The following is a 24,441-nucleotide window of genomic DNA, read 5'->3' as shown; positions in this document are numbered from 1 at the left end:
AAGGACGATGGAGATTTCGGGTGATAACCGGACACGGCGGCTAGGAAGACCGTCAGCGAGGCAACAGCGGGCGGTAGTCGGCGGCCGTGAGCGGCAGCGCGGAGAGGCTCCCGTCCGCGCGTGGCACCTCCAGCGGCTGCCCGTCCCGGCGGAACGCCACGCTGTACACGTCGGGCCGCTGGGTGAGGCTGCACACGATCTGCCCGAAGGCCAGCACCTCGTCGTTGCGGCCGGTCTCCTCCCCGGCCTGGCGCACGTCGACGGTGGCCAGCGTGCCGTCCAGCGTCGCCCCGGCCACCGCCACCGTGCCGGGCAGAGCCGTGGCCAGCCCCCGACTGCGTTCGCCGCCGTCCGGCCCGGCCAGCAGGTGCTGGAGGTGCGAATCCACTCCCGGCAGCCCGTCCACCCTGCGCTTGACCACGACCAGCCCGTCGTCGCGGACGAAGCAGAACGGCTCGTCCACCCGCCCGTCCCCGTCGGCGGTCGAGGAGACGGTGGGCGTCGGGAAAGCGCCCGGAGGCGTCTGCACGAGGCGGGGCTCCTCGTCCACCGGCACTCCGCAGCCGGCCAGCAGCACCACAGCGAGCAGGCCCGGCAGGAGCCGCCGGCGGCTCATCGCAGCGCTCCGGGCAGCTCGACCCGGAACCGGGCGCCGGGCTCGCGGTCCAGCACCGCGGCCGTACCGCCGTGCGCGGCGGCGTGCTGCGCCACCAGCGCGAGCCCGAGGCCGGTGCCGTCGGTACCGGCCCGGTCGTGTGCCGCCCGCCCCCTGACGAATCGGTCGAAGATGATCTCGCGGTCGCCGGGCGGCACGCCCGGGCCGTCGTCGTCGACCTCCAGCACACCCACGCCGTCACGCCCGCCGAGGCGTACGGCGACCGGCCCGCCGCCGTACCGCTCGGCGTTCTCCACCAGGTTCAGCAGCGTCTGGGCGAACCGGCGCCGGTCGACCCACCACAGGCGCGGGGCGTCGCCGTCGACAGTCACCAGGCTCTCCGGCAGCGACCGCTCCCGGCAGACGGTCCGCGCCAGCTCCGCCACGTCGACCGTCTCGCGGTGCGCCGGCTGCTCGGTGCGGGCCAGTTGGATGAGGTCGTCGACCAGGCGCTGGAACCGGGTGACCTCGTCGGCGACCAGGCCCGCCGCGGTGGCGGTACGTTCGTCCTGGTGCTCCCGGCGGCGGTTGAGCACGCTCGCGGCGGCGGCCAGGGTCTGCAACGGCGAGCGCAGCTCATGGCTCACGTCGGCGGCGAAGCGCCGGTCCCGCTCGATGTGGCGCACCAGCTTGTCGACCATCTCGTTGAACGAACTGGACAGGCGGGTGAGGTCGGGATCGGTGGTCGGGTCCAGCCGGGTGGCGAAGTCGCCGGCCGCGATCCGTTCCGCCGCGTCGGCGACCGCTGTGAGCGGCCGCAGGCTGTGCCGGGTGGCGTACCAGCCCAGCGCCGCGCCCGCACCGGCCACCATGATCGCCACGGCGATCAGTGCCAGCCCCACCACCTGGAACGTCTCCTCGACCTCCCGCAGCGAGGTCAGCTCGTAGTAGCCGAGCGCGCCGGGCAGCGGCACGCCGACCAGCAGCGCGGGCTGCCCGTCGAGCCGGATCCGCTGCACCGCGGGCTTGCCGTCGGCCACCATGCGCTGCAACTCCACCGGCACCGAGCTGGCGCCCACGTCGGCGGTACGGGCGTACCAGCCGTCGGGCAGGTGCAGCAGCGGGCGGCGGGCGCTGCCGGTGTCGAGCGAGCGCAGCACGGCCACCACGTCCGGGGTGCCGGTGTCCAGGCCGGAGCGGACCACGGCGGCGTCGTAGTAGGCGGCCCGCACCGCGGTGCGCTCCCGCTCGTCGAGAAGCGATCGCCGGGTCAGGTCGTACGAGAAGAGGGCCATCAGCGCGGACAGCAGCAACGCCCCGACGGCGAACGCCGCGGTGACCCGGGCGCGCAGGCCGGGCCGGGTCATCGCTGGAGCTTGTAGCCGAGGCCGCGCAGCGTGACCAGGTGGCGCGGGTTGGCCGGGTCGGATTCGATCTTCTGCCGGAGCCGGCCCACGTGCACGTCGACGAGCCGCTCGTCGCCGGTCTCGTAGCCCCAGACCCGGCTGAGCAGCTGCTGGCGCGACAACACCCGGCCGGCGTGCTCGGCCAGCTCGCAGAGCAGCCGGAACTCGGTGCGGGTGACCGGCACCGGCTGTCCCGAGCGGCGCACCTCGCCGGCCTCCGCGCTGATCTCCAGGTCGCCGAAGAACTGGGCGGGCACCGGGCCGGCCACCGTGCGTGCGCGGCGGCGCAGCGCCCGCAGCCGGGCGGACAGCTCCTTGATCGCGACCGGCTTGACCACGTAGTCGTCGGCGCCCGCCTCCAGCGCGGCGACGATGTCGTGGGTGTCGTCGCGGGCGCTGATCACCACGACCGGCACGTCGTCGTCCCGGCGCAGCTGACGGATGCAGTCGAACCCGTTCATGCCGGGCAGCATCAGGTCGACGAGCACGTAGTCCGCCGGCTTCTCCCGCTGCCGGCGCAGGCCGTCCTCGGCGGTCGGCGCGCCGTACGCCTCGTAGCCCTCCTCCTCCAGGGCGAGCTGCAGCGCGAGCCGGATGCGGTCGTCGTCCTCGATCACCAGTACGGCCGTCATATGGGCATCATGACGGGCCTGGCACGGGTCGCCCAATCGCGTGGGCCGTTCGTGGTTTTTGTCATCGAACCGTCATACAACCGTCCGGTGACCTCCAAGATCCCTGCGCAGAGTGGGGTCTGACCCGATCCCACCACGGAAGCGACCCGATGCCTGCCAGCCTGCCGTCCCCGCCGGAGTCCGCCGTGCCGCACGTGCGCGTGGACATCACCGACGAGCTGGACCTCGCCGGGCTGCCCGAGGTCGCCCACGTGCTGGACCGCATCCTCGCGCTCCGGCCCCGCGAGCTGACCATCGACCTCGCCGGGTGCCGGCATGTGGACGCCGCCGCCGTCGCGCTGCTGCTGGACGTGCACCGCCGGCTGGCGCGGCAGGACGGCCTGCTCACGCTGAGCAACCCACATCCGCGGATCCGGCGCATCCTGGAGAACTCCGGGCTCGGCGCCGTGCCCGTCGTCGACACGCCCCGACCGGCCGCGCGCGGCCGGGCCCGGGTCGCGTCCGCATCACGCTGAGGAGGAGTGGTGACCGCCAGCACGCTCGTCGGAGCGCTCGTGGTAGGTCTGGCCGTCGGCGGGCTGGGACGGCTCGTCCTGCCGGGGCGCAAGGCCGTCCCGGTGTGGTTGACACTCGCGCTCGGCGTGGCGTCCGCGCTGCTCGGCGCGATCGTGGTCGGGCTGGTGGACCACCGCACCGACGGATCGCCCGTGCTGCCGCTGATGGTGCAGACCGGCTTCGCCGCCGTGGCGGTCGTGCTGGCGGTGGTCGCCGCCGGCCGGCCGGAGGCGGAGGGGCAGACGCCGCCCGGTACGGGCGGCCGGCGGAAGGAGGAGGTGTGACCGTCGTACCCACGGACCACCTCATGATGCTCATCTGCGACGGCTGCGGCGACAGCGTCACCGGCACGGGCGCCACGCTGCCCGACGCCGAGGTGGTGTGGACGCTGGTGTTCGAGCACGACTGGGTCGGCTCGCCGTTCGCGTCCGGACCGCATCACTGCCCCCGGTGCAGCGCCCGAGCGGCCATCGCCGACGACGGTCTGGGCCTGGACGACCTGGAACAGGTCGCCGGCACCCCGGCCGCCCACGACGCCGACCCGGCCACGGCGGTCCGCCGCGCTCTCGACGAGCGTTCGCTGGGCGACGACATGGAACTGGTCGACCTGTCCCGCCTGGAGGTGATCGACTCCGCCGGGCTCAGCCTGCTGGTGCGCGCGCACCAGGACGCCCGGCGCGACGGTCGGCGACTGTGCCTGATGTCCCCGTCGCGGTTCGTGCTCACCGTGCTGCACACCATGCGGCTCGACGGCGTCTTCACCGTCGTCGACGGCCGCGTCCCGGTGCCGGGCCCCGCGTCCCGGCGACCGGTCCTGACCGAACAGAAGGAGCCCTCCCCGTGGTGATGCCCTGGCCGTACCCCGAGTTCCCGTTCACCGGCGGCGGACCGGAGCCCGACGACGCGGACACCCGGCTCGCGTCGCTCGTCGCGCAGCGGCTCAGCGCCGACTGGACCACCCGCCGGCAGCAGATCACCGTGACCGTGCAGAACCGCGTGGTCATCCTCGCCGGCCTGGTGGCCGACCCGGGGACCCGCCTGGTCGCGGCCGAGCTGGCCTGGGACGTGCCGGGTGTGTTCGACGTCTGCAACGCGCTGCGGCTCTACGGCGGGCGGCGCGGCGGCCGCTGAGCGGCGGCGGTTGCACGCATCGGCGTCCACCTCTACGCTCGGCCGTGGGAGCGCTCCCCCAGGCCGCCGCGTCGGGCTTTCCGGGCAGGTTCACGACGGGCACCTTCCGATCACCATCCAGACGATGGGACCTTCCCGCATGTTCTCGATTCCCCGCCCGTCCCGGCGGCACCTGCTCGTCGGCGGCGCGGTCGGCGCGCTCGCCCTGGCGGCGACGGCCGTCCTGCCGTCGCCCGATGCGATGGCGGCGACCGGCTGCGCCGTCACCTACACCACCAACTCCTGGCCCGGCGGCTTCACCGCGAGCGTGGCGGTACGCAACCTCGGCGACCCGGTGAGCGACTGGACGCTGGGCTTCACCTTCCCCGACGGCGGCCAGCGCGTGGTGCAGGGCTGGTCGGCCACCTGGCAGCAGAGCGGCTCGGCGGTCACCGCGCGCAGCATGGACTACAACGGCGCACTCGGCACCGGCGCGAGCACCACGATCGGCTTCAACGGCTCGTGGACCGGGTCGAACCCGAACCCCACGTCGTTCACGCTCAACGGCACGGTCTGTACCGGCGGCACGAGCACCCCTCCGCCGAGCACGCCCCCGCCGAGCACGCCCCCGCCGAGCACCCCGCCGCCCACCACGCCCCCGCCGACCGGCACCACGCCGGTTGCCATCAACGGCCAGCTCCAGGTGTGCGGCGTCAACCTCTGCAACCAGTACGGGCGGCCGATCCAGCTGCGCGGCATGAGCACGCACGGGTTGCAGTGGTTCCCCAACTGCTACACCGACACCTCGCTGGACGTGCTCGCGAACGAGTGGCGGTCCGACCTGCTGCGCATCTCCATGTACGTGCAGGAGCAGGGCTACGAGACCAACCCGGCCGGCTTCACCGCCCAGGTGAACACGCTCGTGGACAAGGCCGAGGCCCGGGGCATGTACGCGCTGATCGACTTCCACACCCTGACGCCCGGCGACCCGATGTACAACCTGGACCGGGCCAAGACGTTCTTCGCGAACGTGTCCGCGCGCAACGCCGCCAAGAAGAACGTGATCTACGAGATCACCAACGAGCCCAACGGGGTGAGCTGGTCGACCATCCGCAACTACGCCGAGCAGGTCATCCCGGTGATCCGGGCCAACGACCCGGACGCGGTGGTCATCGTCGGCACCCGGGGCTGGTCCTCGCTGGGTGTCTCCGAGGGCGGCAACTCCGACGAGATCGTGAACAACCCGGTGCGGGCGCAGAACATCATGTACACGTTCCACTTCTACGCCGCGTCGCACAAGGACAACTACCGCAACGAGGTGCAGCGGGCGGCGAGCCGGCTCCCGCTGTTCGTCACCGAGTTCGGCACCGTCACCTACACCGGTGACGGCGCCGTCGACACCGCCAGCAGCAACGCCTGGCTCGACCTGCTCGACCGGTTGAAGATCAGCTACGCGAACTGGACGCTCTCCGACGCCCCCGAGGGCTCGGCGGCGCTGCGGCCGGGCACCTGCGCGTCCGGCTCGTTCGGCGGGACGTCGGTGCTCACCGAGTCCGGCGCGTTCATGCGCGAGCGCATCCGTACCGCCGACGACTTCCCCACCTCCTGACCGGGCGGCCGGCGGCGGTCCTTTCCCCTTCGGGTCGCCGCCGGTCAGCCCTCCACCAGCCCGGCCCGGCGCCACAGCGCCCGGCCCGGCCCGGCGACCAGCCCCAGCTCGGTCAGGTGGTCGGCGATCCGCTGCGCGGACCAGCGCAGCGTGGCCCGCCAGTGCGGGTTGGACCGCGCCGCGGCCCGCCCGGCCGCCGGGTCGATCCCGACCGCCGCGTACGCCCGCGGGTGCACCAGGCGCCGCGTGATCGAGTACGCGGCCCGGCCGATCACCAGCCGCGCGTACGCGAGCGCGACCGGCCCGGCGGCCTCGACCTGCCGGGTCAGCTCGTCGCGGGCGAAGCGTACGTGCCTCGCCTCCTCCACCACGTGGATGCGCGACACCATCCGGATCAGCGGCTGCAACGACTCGTCGGCCATGATCTCGCGCTGGAACGAGTCGAGGATCTCCTCGGCGATCAGGATCGCCGCGTACATCTGCGGGCCGGTCGCCGTGGACTTGAGCCAGCGCCCGAGCAGGTGGTCGAACGGCTCGGCGCGGTAGACCGGCGCGCCGGCGGCCTCGATGAGCCGGCCGAACATGATGGAGTGCCGGCACTCGTCGGCGACCTCGGTGAGCGCGTACTGGGCGTGCCGGCTGGTCGGGTCGGCGTCGTAGTAGTGCCGGATCAGCATCTGCATGAGGATCGTCTCGAACCAGATCCCGGCGCTGGCCGCGCTGACCACCTCGTGCTTGGTCAGCTCGACCCGCTGGTCCTCGGTCATGGCCTCCCACAGTGGAGTGCCGTAGAGGCTGCTGCGCGACGGCGGAAGCCAGTACGCGCCGGGCACCGGCGGCGCCGACCAGTCGATGTCCACCACCGGGTCGTAGCTGGTGCGTACCGAGGCGGAGAGCAGGCGGTCGGCGACCGCCTCGCGCGGGAACCCGGCCGTCGTCCGCTCCATGACCCCTCCGTATTGACGTTACTTCGAGTAACTGTTACGAGTGGTAGCATGCGACGGACCACCACCGATGTCAATGGCCCCGACGCTCCACCGGAGCCGGCCGCACCCCGCCCCGGCGGGCGGCGCGACCGCTGGGCCGACCACCGCGAACAGCGGCGGCAGGAACTGATCGCCGCCGCCGTGCAGGCGCTGCTGAGGCACGGCCCGAGCGTCGACATGGACCAGGTCGCCGCCACGGCCGGGGTCAGCAAACCGGTGCTCTACCGCTACTTCGCCGACAAGGCGCAGCTCTGGCTGGCGGTCAGCGAGGTGGTCGCGGCGCGCGTGGTGGCCGCCATCGCGCCCGCCGTCGAGCAGGTACGCGAGGAGCGCGCGCTGGTCGAGGCGACGATCGACGCGTACCTGAGCGTGGTGGAGTACGAGCCGTCGCTCTACCGGTTCCTCGTGCACGAGTCCGGGCATCCCGGCATCCAGCAGGTGGTCACAGGCACCAGCCGGCAGGTCGCGACCGGGCTGGCCCGGGTCATCGGCGACCGGCTGCGCGCGCTCGGCCTCGACGCCGGCCCGGCCGAGCCCTGGGCGTACGGGCTGGTCGGGTTCGTCCAGGCGGTCGGCGACTGGTGGACCACGCACGGGCAGCCGATCCACCGGGCCGCGCTCACCGAATACCTGACCACGCTGCTGTGGAACGGCATCGAGGGGGTCCGCCGGGGCGCGGACCTGCCGCCGGAGCTGACCCGCGCGCACGAACGGATCGACAGGTGACCTGGCAGGGCCCGGCCGAGATCGCCGGCACCACGGTCCGGCTGCACGGCGGCGGGCGGTTCGAGCCGGTCGACGGCCGCTACCACTGGGCCGGGCGGGCCGAGCCGGAACCGCGCCTGGTCCGGCTGCTGCGCTCCGGCCGCCGCGACGTGCAGGTCCGGATCGGCGAGCGGGTCGCCCGGGCCCGGCTGGCCGAGGTGGACCCGTGGGGCGGCGTCCGCATCACCGGCGTCGGCACCCCGCCGTGGCCGCCGGACGACGAGTGATCCGGCCCGTACCGTGAAGGGATGACGCCTCCCGCCACCGTGCTGCTGGTCTTCGGCCGTGGGGTGGTAGCCGGCGAGGACGGCTACCGGCTCACCGCGGAGAGCGTCGCGCGCACCGAGGCGGCGGTGGCCTACGTCCGCGCGCACGCCGAGGCGTTCCGCCGCGCGCCCGGCGCCCGGGTGGTGTTCACCGGCGGCTGGCCGCACGGCCCGGCCGGAGCGCCCGCCCCGCCCGCCGGATACCGGGAGGCGGAACTGATGCGGGCCCTCGCACGCGCGGCCGGGCTCGACACGTACGCCCGGTCGGCGGCCGAGACCCGCTCCCGCACCACCGTGCAGAACCTGGCGCACACCGTCCAGGACGGGCTCCTCGACGCGGCGGAGTTCACCGCGCGGCGCCCACTCGGGCTGGTCTCCCACCCGTGGCACCTGCCCCGTGTCCGGCTGCTCGCCGCGCGCGTGCTCGGCCTGTCCGGCCCGGCGCTGGCCGACGTGCCGGTGACCGCGGCCGACCCGGTGCCCGTGCGGCGGGAGCGGGCCGCCCGGGCGTTCAGCCGGATCGGCTTCCTCGGTGTGCGTACCCCGGAGGCGTCGCTGCGCCGCGAGCGCGCGCTGACCCGCGCGGCCGACCGGATCGGACGCCTCACGCCCCGCCGGTGATTCACCGCCGCGCGCCCGGGGTACGAGCATCCTCGATCGACCCGGCGGGCCGTACCGGCGGGCGAGTCCACCCGGGAGGTTCCGTGATCGTGCTCGTGCCGGTGTACCGACCGGGCGACCGGCTGCCGCCGCTGGTCGGCGACCTGCGCGCGGCGCTGCCCGGCGCGGACGTGCTCGTCGTCGACGACGGCAGCGGCCCGGCCGCCGCCGGGGTGCTGCGCGCGGCCCGCGACCGGGGCGCGACGGTCCTGCGCCGCCGGGTCAACCGGGGCAAGGGCGTGGTGCTGCGCACCGGCTTCCGGTACGCCTCCACGCGCCACCCGGGGCGCGTGGTGGTCTGTGTGGACGCCGACGGACAGCACGGCGTGCCCGACGTGTGCCGCGTGGCGGACCGGATGCTCACCACCGGGGCGCCGGCGCTCGGCGTCCGCGAGTTCGACGGTGAGGTTCCGGCGCGCAGCCGGTTCGGCAACGCGGCGACCCGGGTGGCGTTCCGCCTGGCGACCGGCCGGGACGTCCGTGACACCCAAACCGGGTTGCGCGCCTACCCGGCCGCGCTGCTCGGCTGGCTCACCACGATCCCGGGTGACCGCTTCGAGTACGAGATGACCGTGCTGCTGCGGATGGTGCGTGCCGGGCTGCCGGTGGAGCAGGTAAACATCGTCACCCGGTACCACGGCGACAACTCGGGATCGCACTTCTCCGCGCTCGCCGACTCGGTGCGCATCTACCGGCCGCTGGCCGCCTCCGCCGTCGCGCGCCTGCTCTCCCCCACGCCCTCGGAGCCGCACCCTCCGGCGGGCGGCGTCGCACCCGCGCGTCCCAGACCGGTGACTCGCACTCCCTGAGCTGGTCGCGCAGCCGCGAACGGGTGCGCGGTGCGGTAGAAGTGGTCGGGTGGTCGTCGACGCCGGGCCGTTCCAGCGGGCGGTGGACACCTCACGCCCCGGGGGCTCAGCCCTGCCGGGCCTTCTGCCGCCGGTCGGCCTTGTTGATCACGAACAGCTTGCCGCGGCGGCGGACCACTATCGAGTTTGCCTTGCGCTTCAACGCGCGCAGCGAGCTCCGGACCTTCATCTCACCCCTCCCGTTCCCGCGGTGTCTCCTCCGGTGCGGGTACCCGCCGGGGTGGCGGTCATGCCCCGGGGGCGGCCGGCCCGTGCGGCCGGCCGCCCCCGAGCCCCGGTCAGGGGTAGCTGACCACGTTCACCGGCACGGTGTTCGTGCCCTGCGCGGTGCCACCGGTGTCGTTGATGACGTGGGTGATCGACCCGTTCCCGCCGAGCGAGACGGTGAGCAGGTCGTGGAACCGGACGCCGGACCTGGTGGGGGCCTCGAAGGAGTGGTAGGCCGCGATGGTGGGGTCGACATTGAAGTAGCAGTAGCTGCCCATGCCCCACCCCTCGAACGTGGTGACCGTGTCGGCGACCTTGAACGCGGCGTAGCCCACCCGGGAGCCGTTCATCCAGGAGGCCGCGTTCGGCGGGTCGTACGGCAGCTCGTTCTGGAAGAAGATCGTCCGCCCGTTGTTCCCGTTCCAGATCACCTCGTACTTCTGGTAATGCTCGACGAAGAGCCCGAGCGCGGTCACGTTGTCACCGTTGACGATCAGGCCGGTGTCCGCGGTGTTGACGGTCCAGCCGATGCCGGCGCCGTGGTCACCCCGCCAGGCCCAGATGTGGTCGATCAGCGCGTCGTCCTGGTTGATCACCAGGCTGGTGGTCGCCTTGCCGGCGTGCGCGCCCCCGATCCGGAAGAAGACGTCCTGGACCGACGTGGGGTTCGCGGCGTGACGTGCGGTGGACCCGGCCGGGCCGACCTGGAGCAGCACCGGCGAGTTCACCGCGCCGGCATCGAAGAGCAGCCCGGCGAGACGGACGCCGTCGACGTCGGCGACGGTCATGGGCACCACGCCGTTCTGCGGCACCAGCGTCGGGTACCCGATGCCGAGCACCACGGTGCCGGCCCGGTTGACCGCGATGGTCTGGTCGACGCTGTACACGCCGGGGGTGAAGAGCAGGTTCAGGCCCTGGGCCAACGCCGCGTTGATGGTGGCGGCCGAGTCGCCGGGCTTGGCCACGTAGAACTGGCTCAGCGGTATCGACGTGCCCGCGGTGGCGCCGCCCAGCCAGGACGCCCCGCTGGCGTTGGTCCGGGTGGACGGCACGAAGACCTGGTAGTTGCCTCCGCCGTCGAGGTAGAGGTAGGGCACGTCGCGGCTGACCGGAGTCTGCGCCAACGTGGTGTACGGCGGGTTCGGGAAGCTGGTCGCGGGCGCGCCGACCACCCCGGAGTTGGTCACGTTCCACACCGCGTTGAGGTAGCCGCCCACGTTGCTGTCGCGGGTGTACCACTGCTGCTGCGAGTACGGCTGGACCACGCCGGTCACCCGGCTGTCCGCGATGTAGCCGCCGCTGGCCCAGCCGTAGCCGTTCGGGGCCAGATTCAGGTCGCCCTGGATGTCCATCCGGCGGAACGGCGCGGCCTGCGACACCGCCCAGCGGGTGAACCCGGCCGACGGGAAGACCTGCATGTTCGACGCCGAGCGCCAGAAGTTCTGGGTGGCGTTGCCGTTGAACCAGCCGGCGTCCACCGTGACGTCGCCGTGGATACGCACGTCGCCAGGGTTCCGGCCGAGCCCCATGATCGAGGTGTAGAAGCCGATCTGCGCGTTGATCCCGGAGTAGTCGCCCGGCTTGAACAGCAGCGCGTACCGCTGGGTGCCGAACTGGTTGGACTCCTGGGTGCGGAAGACGGAGTCGAGCTGGGCCTGGATGCTGGCGGCCGGCATCGACGGGTCGAAGGTGATGACGTTGGGCCCGAGCGGCCCGCCGCCCGGCAGGGTGCCGCCGCCGGTGGTGTGCACTGTGAACTCCCACAGCGAGTAGCCCCAGCCGGTGGCCCGGGCCGTGCCGTAGACACGCACGTAGCGACCGGAGCCGTCGACCGTCAGGGTGTCGGTCCCGCCGTCGCCGCTGGTGGTGCTGTAGACGGAGGTCCAGGTGGCGCCATCGGTCGAGGTCTGGATCTGGTACGCGCGCCCGTAGGCCGCCTCCCAGCTCAGCACGACCCGGCAGACCGTGCGGACACTGCCCAGGTCGACCTGGATCCACTGCGGGTCGCTGGCGGCGCTGGCCCAGCGGGTGCCCGGGTTGCCGTCGACCGCCGCGCCTGCGGGGGTGCCGGCGTTCTCGGTCGAGGAGGCGGTGGCCGGCCGGCCCTGGGCCGCATTCGTCGCGGTGTCGCAGCCGCCGCTGCCACCGCCGGTGCTGCCGTAGACCTGGAACTCCCAGAGCGAGTAGCCGTAGCCGGTGGCGCGGGCGGTGCCGTACACCCGCACGTAGCGGCCGGTGCCGCTGACGGTCAGATCGTCGGTGCCGCCGTCACCGTTTGTCGTGCTGAACACGGTGGTCCAGGTGGCGCCGTCGGTCGAGGTCTGCACCTGGTACGCCCGCGCGTAGGCCCCCTCCCAGCCCAGGCTGACCCGGGAGACGGTAGCGGTCGCGCCGAGGTCGACCTGGATCCACTGGGGATCGGCGAACGCACTGGACCAGCGGGTGCCGGAGTTGCCGTCGGTGGCGTTGGACGCCGGGGTACCGGCGTTCTCGGTCGAGGAGGCGGTGGTCGGCCGGCCCTGGGACAGCAGCGGGTCGGCGGCGCGCGCGGGGCCGGGCGGGCCGACCAGCGCCACGGCGGCGAGCAGGACGGTCAGTGTGGCGACCGTCCGCCGGGCCGACCGGCGGGGTGGGGACAGCAGGAGTCGTACGGGTGACATGGGCATCTCCGGGACGGGTGGAGTGCGGGACGGGGCTTGCGGTTCCGCCGCGGCGGACGGGTTCCGGCCGGACGACCGGTGCCGCCCGTGCGGTGGACCATCCCCGCACGCAGTGGTGCATGTCAATTCCCGGACGCCTCATCCACTACTTTTTTCGCGCCTTGTGAAAAGTCCGGAACAAAGGCTCTCGCCATGATCGGATCCGGCGCGCCGGAGTGGTGGCATCCTCACGGAGCGATGCGGCCACCCCGGCCGCGACCCGGGTCAGCGGGCTCAGGCGACGGCACACGGGCTGCCGTTGAGCGTGAACGCGGCCGGACTACCGGTGTCGCCGGTGTGGGTGGCCTGGAAGCCGATGGTCACCGAGCCGCCCGGCGCGATGGCGCCGTTGTAGGAGACGTTGCGGGCGGTCACCGCCCCACCGGCCGGCGCGTACGTGGCGTTCCAGCCACCGGTGATCGTCTGCCCGCCCGGCAGGGTGAAGGCCAGGCTCCAGCCGGTGACCGGCGAGGTGGCCGTGTTCGTGATCGTCACGGACGCGGTCAGCCCGGTGTTCCAGGCGTTCACCACGTACCCGACCCGGCACCCGCCCGACGACGGCGGCGTGGTCGGCGGAGGCGTGGTGGGCGGAGGCGTGGTGGGCGGCGCGGTCGTCGGTGGCGGCGTGGAGTCCAGGCCGAAGAAGCGGATGGCCTGGGCCGCGTCGACCGGCAGGTTGTGCGAGACGCCCTGCATGCTGATCGCCTCGACGGTCGCGGTGCCGCCGGTGCCGCCGTAGCGGGTGCGGGTGTAGCCGGCCTGCGGACTGTCCGTGTACGCCGGCGTCTGGCCCAGCCCGTGCACGTCCGTCCACTGGTCGACCTGCTCGCCGAAGTTCGGGTAGCGCAGCGTCTCGTCGTTGGTGCCGTGCCAGATCTGCATCCGCGGGCGCGGGCCGGTGTAGCCCGGGTACGCGCCCCGCACCAGGTCACCCCACTGCTGCGGCGTCTTCAGCACCTGGCCGTTGGCACACTCGCTGTTCCACTCCGAGTCGTTGGTGGTGGCGAAGCAGCCGAACGGCACACCGGCGAAGGCGGCGCCGGCCCGGAACACGTCCGGGTAGTCGCCGAGCAGCACGTTCGTCATCATCGCGCCCGACGAGGTGCCGGTGGTGAAGATCCGCTGCGCGTCGACCGGGTAGCGCTGCCGCACGTGGTCCACCATCGACTTGATGCCCATCGGATCGCTGCCGCCGTCGCGGCGCAGCGCCTGCGGCGAGGAGACGTCGAAGCACTTGCTGCTACGCGTCACCGACGGGTAGACCACGATGTAGCCGTACCGGTCGGCGAGCGCCGCGAACTGGGTGCCGGAGTACATGGCCGGACCGCTGCCGGTGCAGTAGTGGTTCACCACGAGCAGACCGGGACGGGCCGCGACGGTGTCCGGGACGTACAGGTACATGCGCAGGTTGCTCGGGTTGGCGCCGAAGTTCGTCACCTCGGTCAGCGCGGCGGCCGAGGCCGGCCCGGGGGCGGCGAGCGCCGCTGCGACGGCCAGCCCGGCGGCGGCCAGCGCCGCGCCGAGCAGCCGGAGTCTGCTCCTTCTAAACAGCATGCTGTTCTCCTCGGGGGTGGGAACGCCACGTGTGGCGGCGTTCTCGCCGGCGAGGCGCCTGCGACGGGCGGCCCGGACCCTCGGAGACGAGATAGACGGTCGCGGATCGATGCGACTCGAATCGGAGTTTAGGCTCCGGCCGGCGGGCCGACAACCGCCGTGGCCACCCGGCGGGCGCGGCCGGGATGGGTGAGCACGTCCACGCTGTCCACGTACTGGTCCACCGCGCCCACCGGCGGCCGGTCGCGCAGCTCCGGGTCGGTGATCGCGGCGAGCAGCGTCTCGACGAACCGGCAGGCGTGCAGCACCAGGAACGGCCGGTCGTGGAACGGCCGCGCCGCCGGGTCCACGGGCGGCGCCATCGCTGCGTCGTTCGTCCAGCCGGCGACCGTCTCCAGCGCCCGGACCAGGCCGGGCTCCCGGGCCGCCCAGTCGCCGGGGCCGAGCGCGGCGGCGAGCCCGGCCACCACCGGCGCCGCGTCCGGCAGCGTCGCGAACACCGTCCCGAGCCATTTCGCGTACGGGGGCCAGCGGCGGTGCAGCAGCAGGCCGAGGCGCATCAGATCCCGGGCCAGTCCGGCGACCACGACCCGGCTGCCCAGGTCGTCGCCGACCTCGGCGCACCGGCCGGCCAGGTGCTCGGCCTGCGCGACCCGCTGCCACCCGGAGGCGAGCACGTACCGCCACACGTCGTCCGGATACCAGGCGAGCCGGGCGCGGACGCCGGTGAGCGCGCCGTCGAGCCCGTCGTGGAACACCGCTCCCCCGGTCAGCTCGGCCAGCCGCTGCGTCGGCGTCGCCAGCCAGTCCGCCGCCGTGAGGCCCGCGCGCGGGTCGGCGCCCAGCCGCTCCCGCAGCCACCCGCCGAGTTCGTCCACGCTCACGCCGTGCCGGTCGCCGCCGGCGTGGACCGTGCCGAGCCGCGTCGTCGGTCCTCCCGTGTACCGGGTCGGCCAGTCGAGGAACCACGCCGGCAACTCCGCGTCCAGCACCGCCCGTACCGGCGCCACGTCGTGCGCGCTGCCCACGAAGAGCTGGGTACGCGGACCCCAGTCGTGGTCGGTGGAGCGCGGCGTGTCGAGGCCGAGCAGCTCGGAGCCACCGTCGAGCAGGCCGGCGGAGTACCGCAGGCCGGGCAGCCGCCGCGCCAGCAGCGGACCCACCACCTCGTCGTGGAACCGGCGGGCCAGGGTCAGGCCGGGTACGAAGCTCACCCCGCCAGTCTGCGCATCGGACGCTCGTCGCGCGCCCGGGTTTCCGGTCCGGCGGTCACCTCCCCCATCTCGTCACAGGGCTGTGGAAGGCTTGTCCGCGTGGCACATCGACAGCCGATCCTCCTGATCGACTCCCCCAGCCTCTACTTCCGCGCCTACTTCGGCATCCCCGAGTCGGCCGCGAAGACCGGCGACGGCCAGCCGGTGAACGCCGTACGCGGCTTCCTCGACATGCTCGCCCAGCTCGTGCGCACCCGCCGGCCCGACCGCATGATCTGCGCGCTCGACCACGACTGGCGGCCGGCGTGGCGGGTCGAGCTGCTGCCGTCGTACAAGGCGCACCGGGTCGCGCCCGGGGGCGGCGAGGTCGTGCCGGACACGCTGTCCCCGCAGGTGCCGATGATCCTGGAGGTGCTGGACGCGCTCGGCATCCCGGCGGTGGGGGCCACCGGCTACGAGGCCGACGACGTGCTCGGCACGCTCGCGGTGACCCAGCCGGGCCCGGTCGAGGTGGTCTCCGGCGACCGCGACCTGTTCCAGCTCGTCGACGACGCGCACCCGGTGCGCCTGCTCTACGTCGGCCGGGGTGTGGCCAAGCTGGACGACTGCGACGACGCGGCGGTCCGTACCCGCTACGGCGTACCGGCCGACCGGTACGCCGACTTCGCGGCGCTGCGCGGCGACCCCAGCGACGGGCTGCCCGGCGTGGCCGGGGTCGGTGAGAAGACCGCCGCCCGGCTGATCGACCGCTACGGCGGGCTGGACGGCATCCTGGCCGCGCTCGACGACCCCCGCTCCGGTTTCGCGCCGGGGCTGCGGGCGAAGCTGGACGCCGCCCGTGACTACCTGGCCGTGGCGCCGAAGGTGGTCCGGGTCGCCACCGACGTGCCGCTGCCCGAGCTGGACCCGGCACTGCCCGCGTCCCCCGCCGACCCGGACCGGCTGCTGGAGCTGGCGCAGCGCTGGAACCTGGCCGGCTCGTGCCGCCGCCTGGTCGACGCACTGGCGGACGACCGGTCGTGATCAGTTGATCACGAAGGGCGGTCGGCGCTCCGGCGGGACGGGAACAGCGCGCCGGGCTGCGCCAGCGTCGAACGGGCCCGCAGGCCGACGGGGTCCGGCGCGGGTTCGGCGGCCACCGTCTGCGGCGCCACGTCGAGCCGCGAGCTGACGTACGCGGCCCCGGCGCGGTCGTCGTCCGACGGCGCGGCGAGCAGCGCGTAGACGAGCCCGACCACGCCGAAGACCACTGCCAGCACGATCGGCACCAGCAGGCCACTGACCTCGGTGCCGGAGACCGGGCCGCTGCTCTCGTGCAGGTGCACCGACAGTGCGCTCATGCCGGTGAAGTGCATGCCGTTGACCGCGATGCCCATGACCAGTGCCGACGCGGCGATGGCGAGCCCCCGTCGGACGGTCATCGCCAGCCAGAGCGCCACGGTGGCGGCCACGATCGCGATGACCACCGACAGCGTGACCCGCAGCGGGTCGTAGCCGAGCGAGCCGTCCAGGCGCATGGCGGCCATGCCGGTGTAGTGCATGGCGGCCACCCCGGCGCCGGTGAAGAACCCGCCGGCGAACAGCCGCGGCGCGGCCAGCCGGCCGGTGCCCACGATGGCCAGCCCGATGCCCACCGCGGCCACCGCGATCGCCGTGCTGGCGGCCGTCAGCGGCACGTCGTAGCGGATCCGGGTGCCGCCCACGGCGAAGCCGAGCATCGCCATGAAGTGCATGGCCCAGATGGCCGTGCCGCCCAGCGCCCACGCGGCGAGCAGGCCCCACCAGGCACGCTGCCCGCCGCTGGTGGCGGTCCGGATCCGCCCGGCGCAGACCAGCCCGAGCGCCGAGCCGAGCACCGACAGCGCGTAGCTGAGCGCGGGGGTGATCCACCCGTACTCAAAGTGATTGATCTCGCCCACGACGCCTTCCCTCACCATCGGCTGGAGGGCGACCCACGGCGCGCCCCGGGCAATGATGGGATAGGCCCTGACCAGGGCGCACAGCGGCCCCCTGACAATTCGCGGGGTGGCAGTGCCGTGACGCAGCGGTGCGTCGGTTTCCGGCAATCGGTGACCGAAAGTGACCGTTAGGCGGAGGCGTGGTAGGCCAGTACGCCCCGGTTGACCGCCGCGATGGCCTGCCGTGCGGTGCCGCGCAGCTCGGCCGAGGCGCCACCCGAGTCGGCGACCTGCCCGAGCAGGTCGACCACCTGGCGCGCCCAGCGGACGAAGTCGCCGGCCGGCATCTCCCCGTCGATCTGGTGGCCGCTGGCCAGCACCTTCGCCAGCGCCTCGCCGCGCGCCCACCGGTAGATCGGCCAGGCGAAGCCGAGATCGGGCTCCCGGGTCACGGCCAGGCCGCGCGCCGCCTCGTCCGCCTCGATGTCGCCCCAGAGCTTGAGCGTCTCGTCGACCGCGTCGGCCACCGCGCCGCGCGGCAGCGACGCCCGCTCGTCGACGTCGCGCCGGGCCTCGAAGACCACCACCGACACGGCGGCGGCCAGCTCGGCCGGGGACAGGCCGTCCCACACCCGGCGGCGCAGGCACTCGGCCACCAGCAGGTCCGCCTCGGTCCAGATCCGCGCCAGCATCCGCCCGGCGTCGGTGACCTCGCCGTCGGCGGCCAGGTAGCCGCGCGCCGTCAGCAACGCGACGATCCGGTCGAAGGTACGGGCCAGCGAGCCGGTCCGCCCGGACACCCGCTGGCGCAGCTCCTCGGTGTCGCGTTCCAGCCGGCGCCGCCGCTCCGCCCAGCGGGCGTGTTCCTCCCGGTCCGGGCAGGCATGACACGGGTGGGCGCGCAGCTCGACGCGGAGCTGGCTGAGGCGGTGGTCCTCCCCCACCGCCTGACGGGACCGGCCACCCCGGCGGCCGCCGTGCCGGTCCAGGCCGGTGCCGCTGACCGCGGCGGCCAGATCCCGCCGGGCCGCCGGTGAGCGGTGGTTGAAGTGCTTCGGCACCCGGATGCGGGTGAGCACCTCGGCCGGGGTGGTGAAGTCACCAGGGGTGACCCGCCCGGCCCAGCGGTCCTGGGTCAGGACCAGTGGGCGGGGCTCGCCGAAACCGCCGGTGGCCGGGTCCAGCACCACCGCCAGGCCGGCCCGCCGCCCGGACGGCACCCGGATCACGTCACCGACCCGCAGCCGCTCCAGCGAGGCGACGGCCGCCGCCTTGCGCTGGGTCTGCCCCTGTCGGGCGATGGCGCGTTCCCGGTCGGCGATCGCCACCCGCAGCGCGAAGTACTCGTCGAAGTCGCCGTGGTGGCAGGCGGCCTCCGCGCCGTACGCGTCGATGGTCTCGGTGTTGCGCTGCACCTGCCGGGCCAGGCCGACCACCGACCGGTCGGCCTGGAACTGCGCGAACGAGGACTCCAGCAGCTCCCGGGCCGGTGCCGCGCCGACGCTGCCGACCAGGTTGACAGCCATGTTGTAGGACGGCCGGAAGCTGGAGCGCAGCGGATAGGTGCGGGTGGAGGCGAGCCCGGCGACGTGCCGGGGGTCGGTCTCCGGCGACCAGACGACGACCGCGTGGCCCTCCACGTCGATGCCCCGGCGGCCGGCCCGGCCGGTGAGCTGGGTGTACTCGCCGGGGGTGAGGTCGACGTGGGCCTCGCCGTTGAACTTCACCAGGCGTTCCAGCACCACGCAGCGGGCCGGCATGTTGATGCCCAGCGCGAGCGTCTCGGTGGCGAAGACGGCCTTGACCAGCCCGCGGACGAACAGCTCCTCGACCACCTCCTTGAACGCCGGGAGCATGCCGGCGTGGTGCGCGGCGAGGCCGCGCTCCAGCCCGTCGAGCCACTCCCAGTAGCCGAGCACGGACAGGTCCTCGCCGGGGATGGCGGTGACCTTGGACTCCACCACCCGGCGGATCTCGGCGCGCTCCTCCGGGGAGGTGAGGCGCAGCCCGGCGGCCAGGCACTGCTGCACGGCGGCGTCGCAGCCGGCCCGGCTGAAGATGAACAGGATGGCCGGGAGCAGCCCCTCCCGGTCGAGCCGGTCGACGACGTCCGGGCGCATCGGGCCGCGCCAGCGCGGGCCGCGCCGTCCGCCGCCGGGGCCGGCGCTGCGGCCCTCGCCGAGCTCCAGCCTGCGCATCGTGTCCCGGGTGTAGCGCAGCAGTTCGGGATGGACGTCGTGCTTGCGGGCCGCGTCGGCGTCGTGGAACAGGTCGAACATCCGCTTGCCGACGAGCATGTGCTGCCACAGCGGCACCGGCCGGTGCTCGGAGACCACCACGGCGGTTTCGCCGCGTACGGTGACCAGCCAGTCCGCGAACTCCTCGGCGTTGGAGACGGTGGCCGACAGCGACACGAGCGTGACCGACTCGGGCAGGTGGATGATCACCTCTTCCCAGACCCCGCCGCGGAACCGGTCGGCCAGGTAGTGCACCTCGTCCATCACCACGTACGCCAGGCCCTCCAGGGTGGCCGAGCCGGCGTAGAGCATGTTGCGCAGCACCTCGGTGGTCATCACCACCACCGGCGCGTCGCCGTTTATCGCGTTGTCGCCGGTCAGCAGGCCGACCTGCGCGGCGCCGTAGCGGTCCACCAGATCGTGGTACTTCTGGTTGGACAGCGCCTTGATCGGCGTGGTGTAGAAGCACTTGCGCCGGGTCGCGGGCGCGTCGCCGCCGGGCCGGCCGCGCAGTGCCAGGTGCACCGCGAACTCACCCACCACGGTCTTCCCGGCGCCGGTGGGAGCGCACACCAGCACACCGCTGCCCCGCTCCAGCGCCTCGCACGCCTCGCGCTGGAAGTCGTCGAGATCGAACCCGAGATCCAGGGAGAATTCGTCCAGGGCCGGGAAGGCGGAGGCCTGCGCGGCCCGGCGGCGCGCCGCGGCGTACCGCTCGGCGGGGCTCGACATGGTTCCAAGATTAATCGGTGCCGCCGACGAGTACCGGTCAAGGCCATCCGGCAGGACGGCCGGAGCGGTCGGTAGGGTGCACGACGTGCCGGACCGTACCGAACTGCCCCACGTCTCGAACGGCGCCGACGACGCCGTCCGCCCGGGCCCGTCCCGCCGGCCCGTGGAGGCGGTGCTCTTCGACTTCCACGGCACCCTCGCCCAGGTGGAGGAGCCACTGGCCTGGGTGCTCGCCGCCGCGTCCGCCTGCGGCGTCGAGCTGGACCGGATCCGGGCCACCTCGCTGGCCGACCGGCTGCTCACCGCCGGGCGGGCCGGTGGCCCGCTGCCGGCGCGGGTGCCGCCCCGGCTGGCCGAGCTGTGGGCCGACCGTGACCTCTACCCGCACGCGCACCGGGGCGCGTACACCGGGCTGGCCGAGACGGTCGACACCGGTATCGACGGGTTCGCCGACGCGCTCTACGAGCGGGTGCTGGTGCCCGAGGGCTGGGTGCCGTACCCGGACACCGCGCCGGTGCTGGGCGCCCTGCGGTCCGCCGGGGTGAAGGTGGCGGTGGTCAGCAACATCGGCTTCGACCTGCGGCCGCTGTTCGCCGCCTGGGATCTCGACGCGCTCGTCGACGCGTACGCGCTGTCGTACGAGGTGGGGCGCTGCAAGCCGGACCCGGGCATCTTCCTGCGGGCCTGCGGGATGCTCGGCGTCGACCCGGAGCGCACGCTCATGGTCGGCGACACACCGGCCGACGCGGGCGCGGTGGCGGCCGGGTGCGGGGTGCTGGTGCTGCCCTGCGCCGACGCGGGCCGCGCGAACGGGCTCGGCGCGGTGCTGGACCTGGCCGGGGTCGCCTGACCGCTCGGCGGGGGTGAGCGGCGCGGACCCGTCCCCGGGGCACCGGCTACCGTCAGGGCATGACCGGTGCCCACCCCTTGCCGCCGCGTGCGCCGGGACGGCTCGGCGGGGTCGCGCTGGTGCTCGGTGGGGCGCTGTCGGTGCAGTTCGGCTCCGCGCTGGCCGCGCTGCTGTTCCCGCGGACCGGGGTGGCCGGGGCGGTGACGTTGCGGCTGACCATCGGCGCGCTGCTGATGCTCGTGGTCTGCCGACCACGGGTACGCGGGTACGGGCGCCGCGACTGGGCGGCGGTGCTGGCGTTCGGGCTGGCCCTGGCCGGCATGAACTCGATCTTCTACCAGGCGATCGAGCGGATCCCGCTCGGCCCGGCCGTCACGCTGGAGGTGCTCGGCCCGCTGGCGCTGTCCGTGATCGCCGCGCGCCGGCCGGGCGCCTGGTGCTGTGCCGCGCTGGCGCTGGCCGGGGTGGTCCTGCTCGGCCAGGGCGGGTTCGACCGGCTCGACCCGGCCGGCGCCGCGCTCGCGCTGACGGCGGGCGCCATGTGGGCCGCGTACATCGTCTGCTCGGCGCGGATCGGCGCGCGGTTCCCCGGTGCCGACGGGCTGGCGCTCGCGCTGACCGTCGCCGCGCTGCTGACCCTGCCGTTCGGGCTGGCCGACGGCGGTGGTCGCCTGGCCGATCCGGTGGTGCTGGGGCTCGGCACCGGGCTGGCGCTGCTCGCCTCGGTGCTGCCGTACAGCCTGGAACTGGCCGCGCTGCGGCGGCTGCCGACCGCGACGTTCGCGGTGATGATGAGTCTCGGTCCGGCGATCGCCGCGGTGGCCGGCTGGCTGGTGCTCGGCCAGGCGCTGCGCCCGGTCGAGGTGCTCGCCATCGCGCTCGTGGTCGCCGCGAGCGCGGGCGCGGTCCGCGCCGCCGCACCTGCGCCTTCTCCCGCGCCCCCGGCCGTTCCCGGCCCGCCGGGTGCCGAGGATCCGGCGGCGGTCAGCGCAGCAGCCGCAGCGCCGCCGGCTCGGCGGTGACGGTCACCGGCAGGTCGAAGGAGCGCTCCCCGTCGGCGTACGCGGTGATGCCGTCGGCGGACAGCTCCACCGTCCGCGCCCGGTAGACGCGCGCCAGCGGGTGCGTGACATGGGTGCCCTGGTAGATCTGCGGCTTGACCCGCATCAGGGTGCGCCTGTCGAACCGGCCGCCGACCACCACGTCGAGCAGGCCGTCGTGCGGGTCGGCGTCCGGGCAGATCCGCATGCCGCCGCCGTAGCTGGCCGTGTTGCCCACCGCGACCAGCACCGCGTCGACCTCCTGCGCCACCCCGTCGAGGACCAGCCGGTAGCGGCGTGGCCGCAGCCGGGCCAGCTCCACCACTATCGCCAGGTCGTACCGGCGCGGGCCGCGCGGCCAGCGCATCCGGTTGGCGCGTTCGTTGACGATCGCGTCGAAGCCGGCCGCGAGCACCGCGCCGAACCAGCGGTCCGTCTCCCCGGCCCGCGACAGCCGTGCCAGGTCGACCGGGCGGGCGCGGCCGGCGGCGAGCGCCGCGGTGATCACCTCGACGGCGGCGATCGGGTCGGCCGGGAAGCCGGTCTCCACCGCGAAGTCGTTGCCGGTGCCCGCCGGGACCGGCCCGAACGCCACGGCCGTGCCGGCGACCGCCTGCATCGCCCGGTGCACCGTGCCGTCGCCGCCGACCGCGACGAGCGCCCCGGCGCCGCCGGCGACCGCGGCGTGGCACGCCGCCTCCGCCTCCTCGGGGGTACGCGCGCGCAGCAGCTCGACCGGGCGGCCCGCTCCGGCGAGGCGCTCCAGGATCCCGGGCAGCAGACCGCGGTGCCGCCCCCGGCCCGCGGTCGGGTTGGCGAGCACGGCGACGGGGCCGGGCGGGACATGATCGTGCGCGGTCACGGCGAGCACCGTACGGCACGGCTCACGCCGCCCACCAGAGCCAGGTCGCACCGCAGGCGGACGGCACACGCCGACGGCGCCCGGCAGGGGGTGCCGGACGCCGTGGCGGGGGTGGTTCAGGGGAGGTCGACCGGGCGCAGCACCCGGTTCACCGCGTGCGCGATCTGCTTGTTGCCCTTGTTGATGTCGTACCGCACCACCCGCGCGTCGCGGTCGCTGGTGTCGGCGTCGACCAGCCGCACCTGCCGGCCGAACCAGTAGCGCTTCACGTCCACCTCGACGGTCGCGCCGAGCGCGGTGGTCAGGTCCGCGCCGTCGGCCTTCAGCGCCGCCTTCCGGTCGATCGTCGCGCCCGGCACGACGTGGTAGAGCAGGACGTCCTCGACGGTGTCCACGCCCAGCCCGGCGACCGCGTCGAACGCGGCCTTCTCGCCGGGCAGCCGCTTCGCGGCGGTGATGTCGCGGACCAGCTCGCGGAACGCGTAGTCGTTCGGCACGAACGCGGTCAGCGCGACGGTGCCGTCGGTGAGCACCCTGACCGGCGAGTCCGGCTTGGCCTGCAGCACCGTCAGGACCGCCTTCGCGAGGACGTCGAAGTCCCACGGGTTGTGGTCGAAGCCGCTCTTGTCGGCGGTGAGCACGGCGGCCAGCGACCGCGTACCCGGCTGCTTGGCACCGGCCTGGGCGGGCACGGCGACGGCGGTGGTGGCCACCGCCGCGGCGGTGGCCACCACCGCCAGCCGGGCGGCGAGACGAGCGATGTTCATCGGGGAGCCTTTCGTCGAAGCGACCAGGTCCGTGACTGCCGTCACGACCATTGCTTCGCCCCGGCCGTCCCCGGTGGATGCACCCGGACCGACCGGCTTCGGATCGGCCTTCCCCGCGCCTCAGCGCACCACCAGCGGCCTGCTCACCGACGGCACGCCGTCACCCTTGACCTTCAGCGACCAGTCCCCCGCCGCGCCCAGCGTCACCACCGTCTCGGCGGTGCCGTTGGCCTCGGCCTTCATCTCGGCGACCCGCTTGCCCTCGGGGTTGAGCACGTACAGCGTCCGGGCCCCGGCGGTCTTGTTCGTCACCTTGAACGCGAGCTTCTCGCCGGGCTCGGCGATCAGGGCGTCCACGCCGGTCATCGCGTCGTCGGTCAGCTCGATCGTCACCGACCGGTCGTAGGCCACCTCGGCCGCGGCGCTGGCGAGGTTGCCGTCGTCGGAGACGGTGATCGTGGTCCGGACGCCGTCGCCCTGCCGGCCGGGCTTGCAGGCCACCTCGTACGTGCCGGTCTGCAGCGACGCGCGCAGGTCGCCGGTGCGGCCCGCCGGCACGTCCGCGACCTCGGCGATCACCTTGGTGAAGGCGCCGCCCTCCCGGCCGTAGACGTAGACCCCGGTGGCCTGCTGACCACGGTTGGTCACGGTGAAGGTGACGGTACCCGGGGTGAACAGCGTGGTGGTGACCTCGCAGCTGGTGTCGGTGGCGGTCACCGGCACCTGCTGTCCTTTCGGCGCGGGCTCGTCGTCACCGCAGGCGGTGAGCGCGGTGGCCGCGCAGAGGACGGTCAGGACGGCGGCGGTACGGCTCTTCATCGGGCTCTCCGGAGCGCAGGTCAGACGGACTGACCGGAACGGGGCGCCGACGCACCCCGGCACACCGCCCGGGGGGCTCGGCGGAGTCAGCAGAGTCTAAGCGGGTACG

The 24,441-nt window shown here is 74.0% G+C and carries 25 protein-coding genes; 12 read left to right on the top strand and 13 right to left on the bottom strand.

Annotated elements, in window-relative coordinates; all coding sequences use genetic code 11:
- Positions 1-52: 52 nt before the first annotated feature.
- From KSK32_RS26590 to KSK32_RS26580, 3 genes are read right to left on the bottom strand one after another with little or no spacing between them, the layout of a single operon-like run.
- Positions 53-616 (bottom strand): GerMN domain-containing protein, encoded by a 564-nt coding sequence (locus tag KSK32_RS26590; RefSeq protein WP_216933666.1) that lies wholly within the window; start codon positions 614-616, stop codon positions 53-55.
- The gene (locus KSK32_RS26585) at positions 613-1,962 is read right to left on the bottom strand and encodes a cell wall metabolism sensor histidine kinase WalK (RefSeq protein ID WP_216933665.1); all 1,350 of its coding nucleotides are present in this window, start codon (positions 1,960-1,962) and stop codon (positions 613-615) included. Before KSK32_RS26585 ends, KSK32_RS26590 begins: the two co-directional genes overlap by 4 nt.
- Entirely contained in the window at positions 1,959-2,633 is a 675-nt protein-coding gene (locus KSK32_RS26580; RefSeq protein ID WP_216933664.1) for a response regulator transcription factor, read from the bottom strand. The genes KSK32_RS26585 and KSK32_RS26580 overlap by 4 nt, the downstream gene beginning before the upstream one ends.
- A gap of 149 nt (positions 2,634-2,782) precedes the next feature.
- Here KSK32_RS26580 and KSK32_RS26575 point away from each other — a divergent pair, with 149 nt between their 5' ends.
- The 5 genes from KSK32_RS26575 to KSK32_RS26555 all read left to right on the top strand — a co-directional run bounded on the left by KSK32_RS26575 (position 2,783) and on the right by KSK32_RS26555 (position 5,907).
- The gene (locus tag KSK32_RS26575) at positions 2,783-3,148 is read left to right on the top strand and encodes an STAS domain-containing protein (RefSeq protein ID WP_216933663.1); all 366 of its coding nucleotides are present in this window, start codon (positions 2,783-2,785) and stop codon (positions 3,146-3,148) included.
- A 9-nt stretch (positions 3,149-3,157) separates the two neighbouring features.
- The gene (locus KSK32_RS26570) at positions 3,158-3,472 is read left to right on the top strand and encodes a GlsB/YeaQ/YmgE family stress response membrane protein (protein ID WP_216933662.1); all 315 of its coding nucleotides are present in this window, start codon (positions 3,158-3,160) and stop codon (positions 3,470-3,472) included.
- A complete protein-coding gene (locus tag KSK32_RS26565) occupies positions 3,469-4,035 on the top strand; it encodes an STAS domain-containing protein (protein ID WP_216933661.1) in 567 nt (188 codons plus the stop codon). Before KSK32_RS26570 ends, KSK32_RS26565 begins: the two co-directional genes overlap by 4 nt.
- Complete coding sequence (locus tag KSK32_RS26560) at positions 4,029-4,319, top strand: BON domain-containing protein (RefSeq protein WP_374226730.1); 291 nt, start codon at positions 4,029-4,031, stop codon at positions 4,317-4,319. The genes KSK32_RS26565 and KSK32_RS26560 overlap by 7 nt, the downstream gene beginning before the upstream one ends.
- A 139-nt stretch (positions 4,320-4,458) precedes the next feature.
- Positions 4,459-5,907 (top strand): cellulase family glycosylhydrolase, encoded by a 1,449-nt coding sequence (locus tag KSK32_RS26555; protein ID WP_216936372.1) that lies wholly within the window; start codon positions 4,459-4,461, stop codon positions 5,905-5,907.
- A 44-nt stretch (positions 5,908-5,951) separates the two neighbouring features.
- Here the strand turns inward: KSK32_RS26555 and KSK32_RS26550 are convergent, their stop codons facing one another.
- Complete coding sequence (locus tag KSK32_RS26550) at positions 5,952-6,854, bottom strand: diiron oxygenase (protein WP_216933660.1); 903 nt, start codon at positions 6,852-6,854, stop codon at positions 5,952-5,954.
- Between the two features lie 48 nt (positions 6,855-6,902).
- Between KSK32_RS26550 and KSK32_RS26545 the strand changes: the two genes are divergently transcribed.
- The 4 genes from KSK32_RS26545 (at position 6,903) to KSK32_RS26530 (ending at position 9,393) form a co-directional block, all read left to right on the top strand.
- The gene (locus KSK32_RS26545; RefSeq protein ID WP_216933659.1) at positions 6,903-7,619 is read left to right on the top strand and encodes a TetR family transcriptional regulator; all 717 of its coding nucleotides are present in this window, start codon (positions 6,903-6,905) and stop codon (positions 7,617-7,619) included.
- The gene (locus tag KSK32_RS26540) at positions 7,616-7,885 is read left to right on the top strand and encodes a DUF4873 domain-containing protein (RefSeq protein WP_216933658.1); all 270 of its coding nucleotides are present in this window, start codon (positions 7,616-7,618) and stop codon (positions 7,883-7,885) included. Before KSK32_RS26545 ends, KSK32_RS26540 begins: the two co-directional genes overlap by 4 nt.
- Before the next feature lie 21 nt (positions 7,886-7,906).
- A complete protein-coding gene (locus tag KSK32_RS26535; RefSeq protein ID WP_216933657.1) occupies positions 7,907-8,545 on the top strand; it encodes a YdcF family protein in 639 nt (212 codons plus the stop codon).
- Positions 8,546-8,628: 83 nt separating this feature from the next.
- A complete protein-coding gene (locus KSK32_RS26530; RefSeq protein ID WP_289256401.1) occupies positions 8,629-9,393 on the top strand; it encodes a glycosyltransferase family 2 protein in 765 nt (254 codons plus the stop codon).
- Between the two features lie 106 nt (positions 9,394-9,499).
- Here KSK32_RS26530 and KSK32_RS26525 read toward each other — a convergent pair whose 3' ends face one another.
- The 4 genes from KSK32_RS26525 to KSK32_RS26510 form a co-directional block, all read right to left on the bottom strand.
- Positions 9,500-9,622, bottom strand: a complete 123-nt coding sequence (locus KSK32_RS26525; RefSeq protein ID WP_091575115.1) for a 50S ribosomal protein L36 — start codon at positions 9,620-9,622, stop codon at positions 9,500-9,502.
- 109 nt (positions 9,623-9,731) lie between these two features.
- Positions 9,732-12,320, bottom strand: a complete 2,589-nt coding sequence (locus tag KSK32_RS26520; protein WP_254187200.1) for a discoidin domain-containing protein — start codon at positions 12,318-12,320, stop codon at positions 9,732-9,734.
- A 273-nt stretch (positions 12,321-12,593) separates the two neighbouring features.
- Positions 12,594-13,913, bottom strand: coding sequence for a PHB depolymerase family esterase (locus tag KSK32_RS26515; protein ID WP_216933655.1), 1,320 nt, complete (start codon positions 13,911-13,913; stop codon positions 12,594-12,596).
- 128 nt (positions 13,914-14,041) lie between these two features.
- Positions 14,042-15,127, bottom strand: a complete 1,086-nt coding sequence (locus tag KSK32_RS26510; RefSeq protein WP_216933654.1) for a DUF4037 domain-containing protein — start codon at positions 15,125-15,127, stop codon at positions 14,042-14,044.
- Between the two features lie 99 nt (positions 15,128-15,226).
- Between KSK32_RS26510 and KSK32_RS26505 the strand changes: the two genes are divergently transcribed.
- Positions 15,227-16,150 carry a 5'-3' exonuclease gene (locus KSK32_RS26505; RefSeq protein WP_216933653.1) on the top strand — a complete coding sequence of 308 codons (924 nt, stop codon included), beginning with the start codon at positions 15,227-15,229 and terminating at the stop codon, positions 16,148-16,150.
- An 8-nt stretch (positions 16,151-16,158) separates the two neighbouring features.
- Here KSK32_RS26505 and KSK32_RS26500 read toward each other — a convergent pair whose 3' ends face one another.
- Both KSK32_RS26500 and KSK32_RS26495 read right to left on the bottom strand, forming a co-directional pair.
- Positions 16,159-17,046 carry an MHYT domain-containing protein gene (locus tag KSK32_RS26500; protein ID WP_216933652.1) on the bottom strand — a complete coding sequence of 296 codons (888 nt, stop codon included), beginning with the start codon at positions 17,044-17,046 and terminating at the stop codon, positions 16,159-16,161.
- Positions 17,047-17,213: 167 nt separating this feature from the next.
- Positions 17,214-19,994 (bottom strand): RNA helicase, encoded by a 2,781-nt coding sequence (locus KSK32_RS26495; protein WP_216933651.1) that lies wholly within the window; start codon positions 19,992-19,994, stop codon positions 17,214-17,216.
- 85 nt (positions 19,995-20,079) lie between these two features.
- Between KSK32_RS26495 and KSK32_RS26490 the strand changes: the two genes are divergently transcribed.
- On the top strand, positions 20,080-20,844 hold the full coding sequence (locus KSK32_RS26490; protein WP_374226729.1) for an HAD family hydrolase: 765 nt from the start codon (positions 20,080-20,082) through the stop codon (positions 20,842-20,844).
- 59 nt (positions 20,845-20,903) lie between these two features.
- Complete coding sequence (locus tag KSK32_RS26485; protein ID WP_216933650.1) at positions 20,904-21,866, top strand: DMT family transporter; 963 nt, start codon at positions 20,904-20,906, stop codon at positions 21,864-21,866.
- On the opposite strand, the gene KSK32_RS26480 is transcribed toward KSK32_RS26485, so the two are convergent.
- The 3 genes from KSK32_RS26480 to KSK32_RS26470 all read right to left on the bottom strand — a co-directional run bounded on the left by KSK32_RS26480 (position 21,829) and on the right by KSK32_RS26470 (position 24,332).
- The gene (locus KSK32_RS26480) at positions 21,829-22,755 is read right to left on the bottom strand and encodes a diacylglycerol kinase family protein (protein ID WP_216933649.1); all 927 of its coding nucleotides are present in this window, start codon (positions 22,753-22,755) and stop codon (positions 21,829-21,831) included. The genes KSK32_RS26485 and KSK32_RS26480 overlap by 38 nt on opposite strands.
- Before the next feature lie 107 nt (positions 22,756-22,862).
- On the bottom strand, positions 22,863-23,513 hold the full coding sequence (locus KSK32_RS26475) for a fasciclin domain-containing protein (protein WP_374226728.1): 651 nt from the start codon (positions 23,511-23,513) through the stop codon (positions 22,863-22,865).
- 120 nt (positions 23,514-23,633) lie between these two features.
- A complete protein-coding gene (locus KSK32_RS26470) occupies positions 23,634-24,332 on the bottom strand; it encodes a hypothetical protein (protein WP_216933647.1) in 699 nt (232 codons plus the stop codon).
- Positions 24,333-24,441 lie beyond the last annotated feature (109 nt).

Source organism: Micromonospora sp. WMMB482 (assembly GCF_019038635.1).
In the GTDB taxonomy this organism is placed as follows: Bacteria; Actinomycetota; Actinomycetes; order Mycobacteriales; family Micromonosporaceae; genus Micromonospora; species Micromonospora marina.
This window is presented reverse-complemented; position numbering and strand designations above follow the sequence as displayed.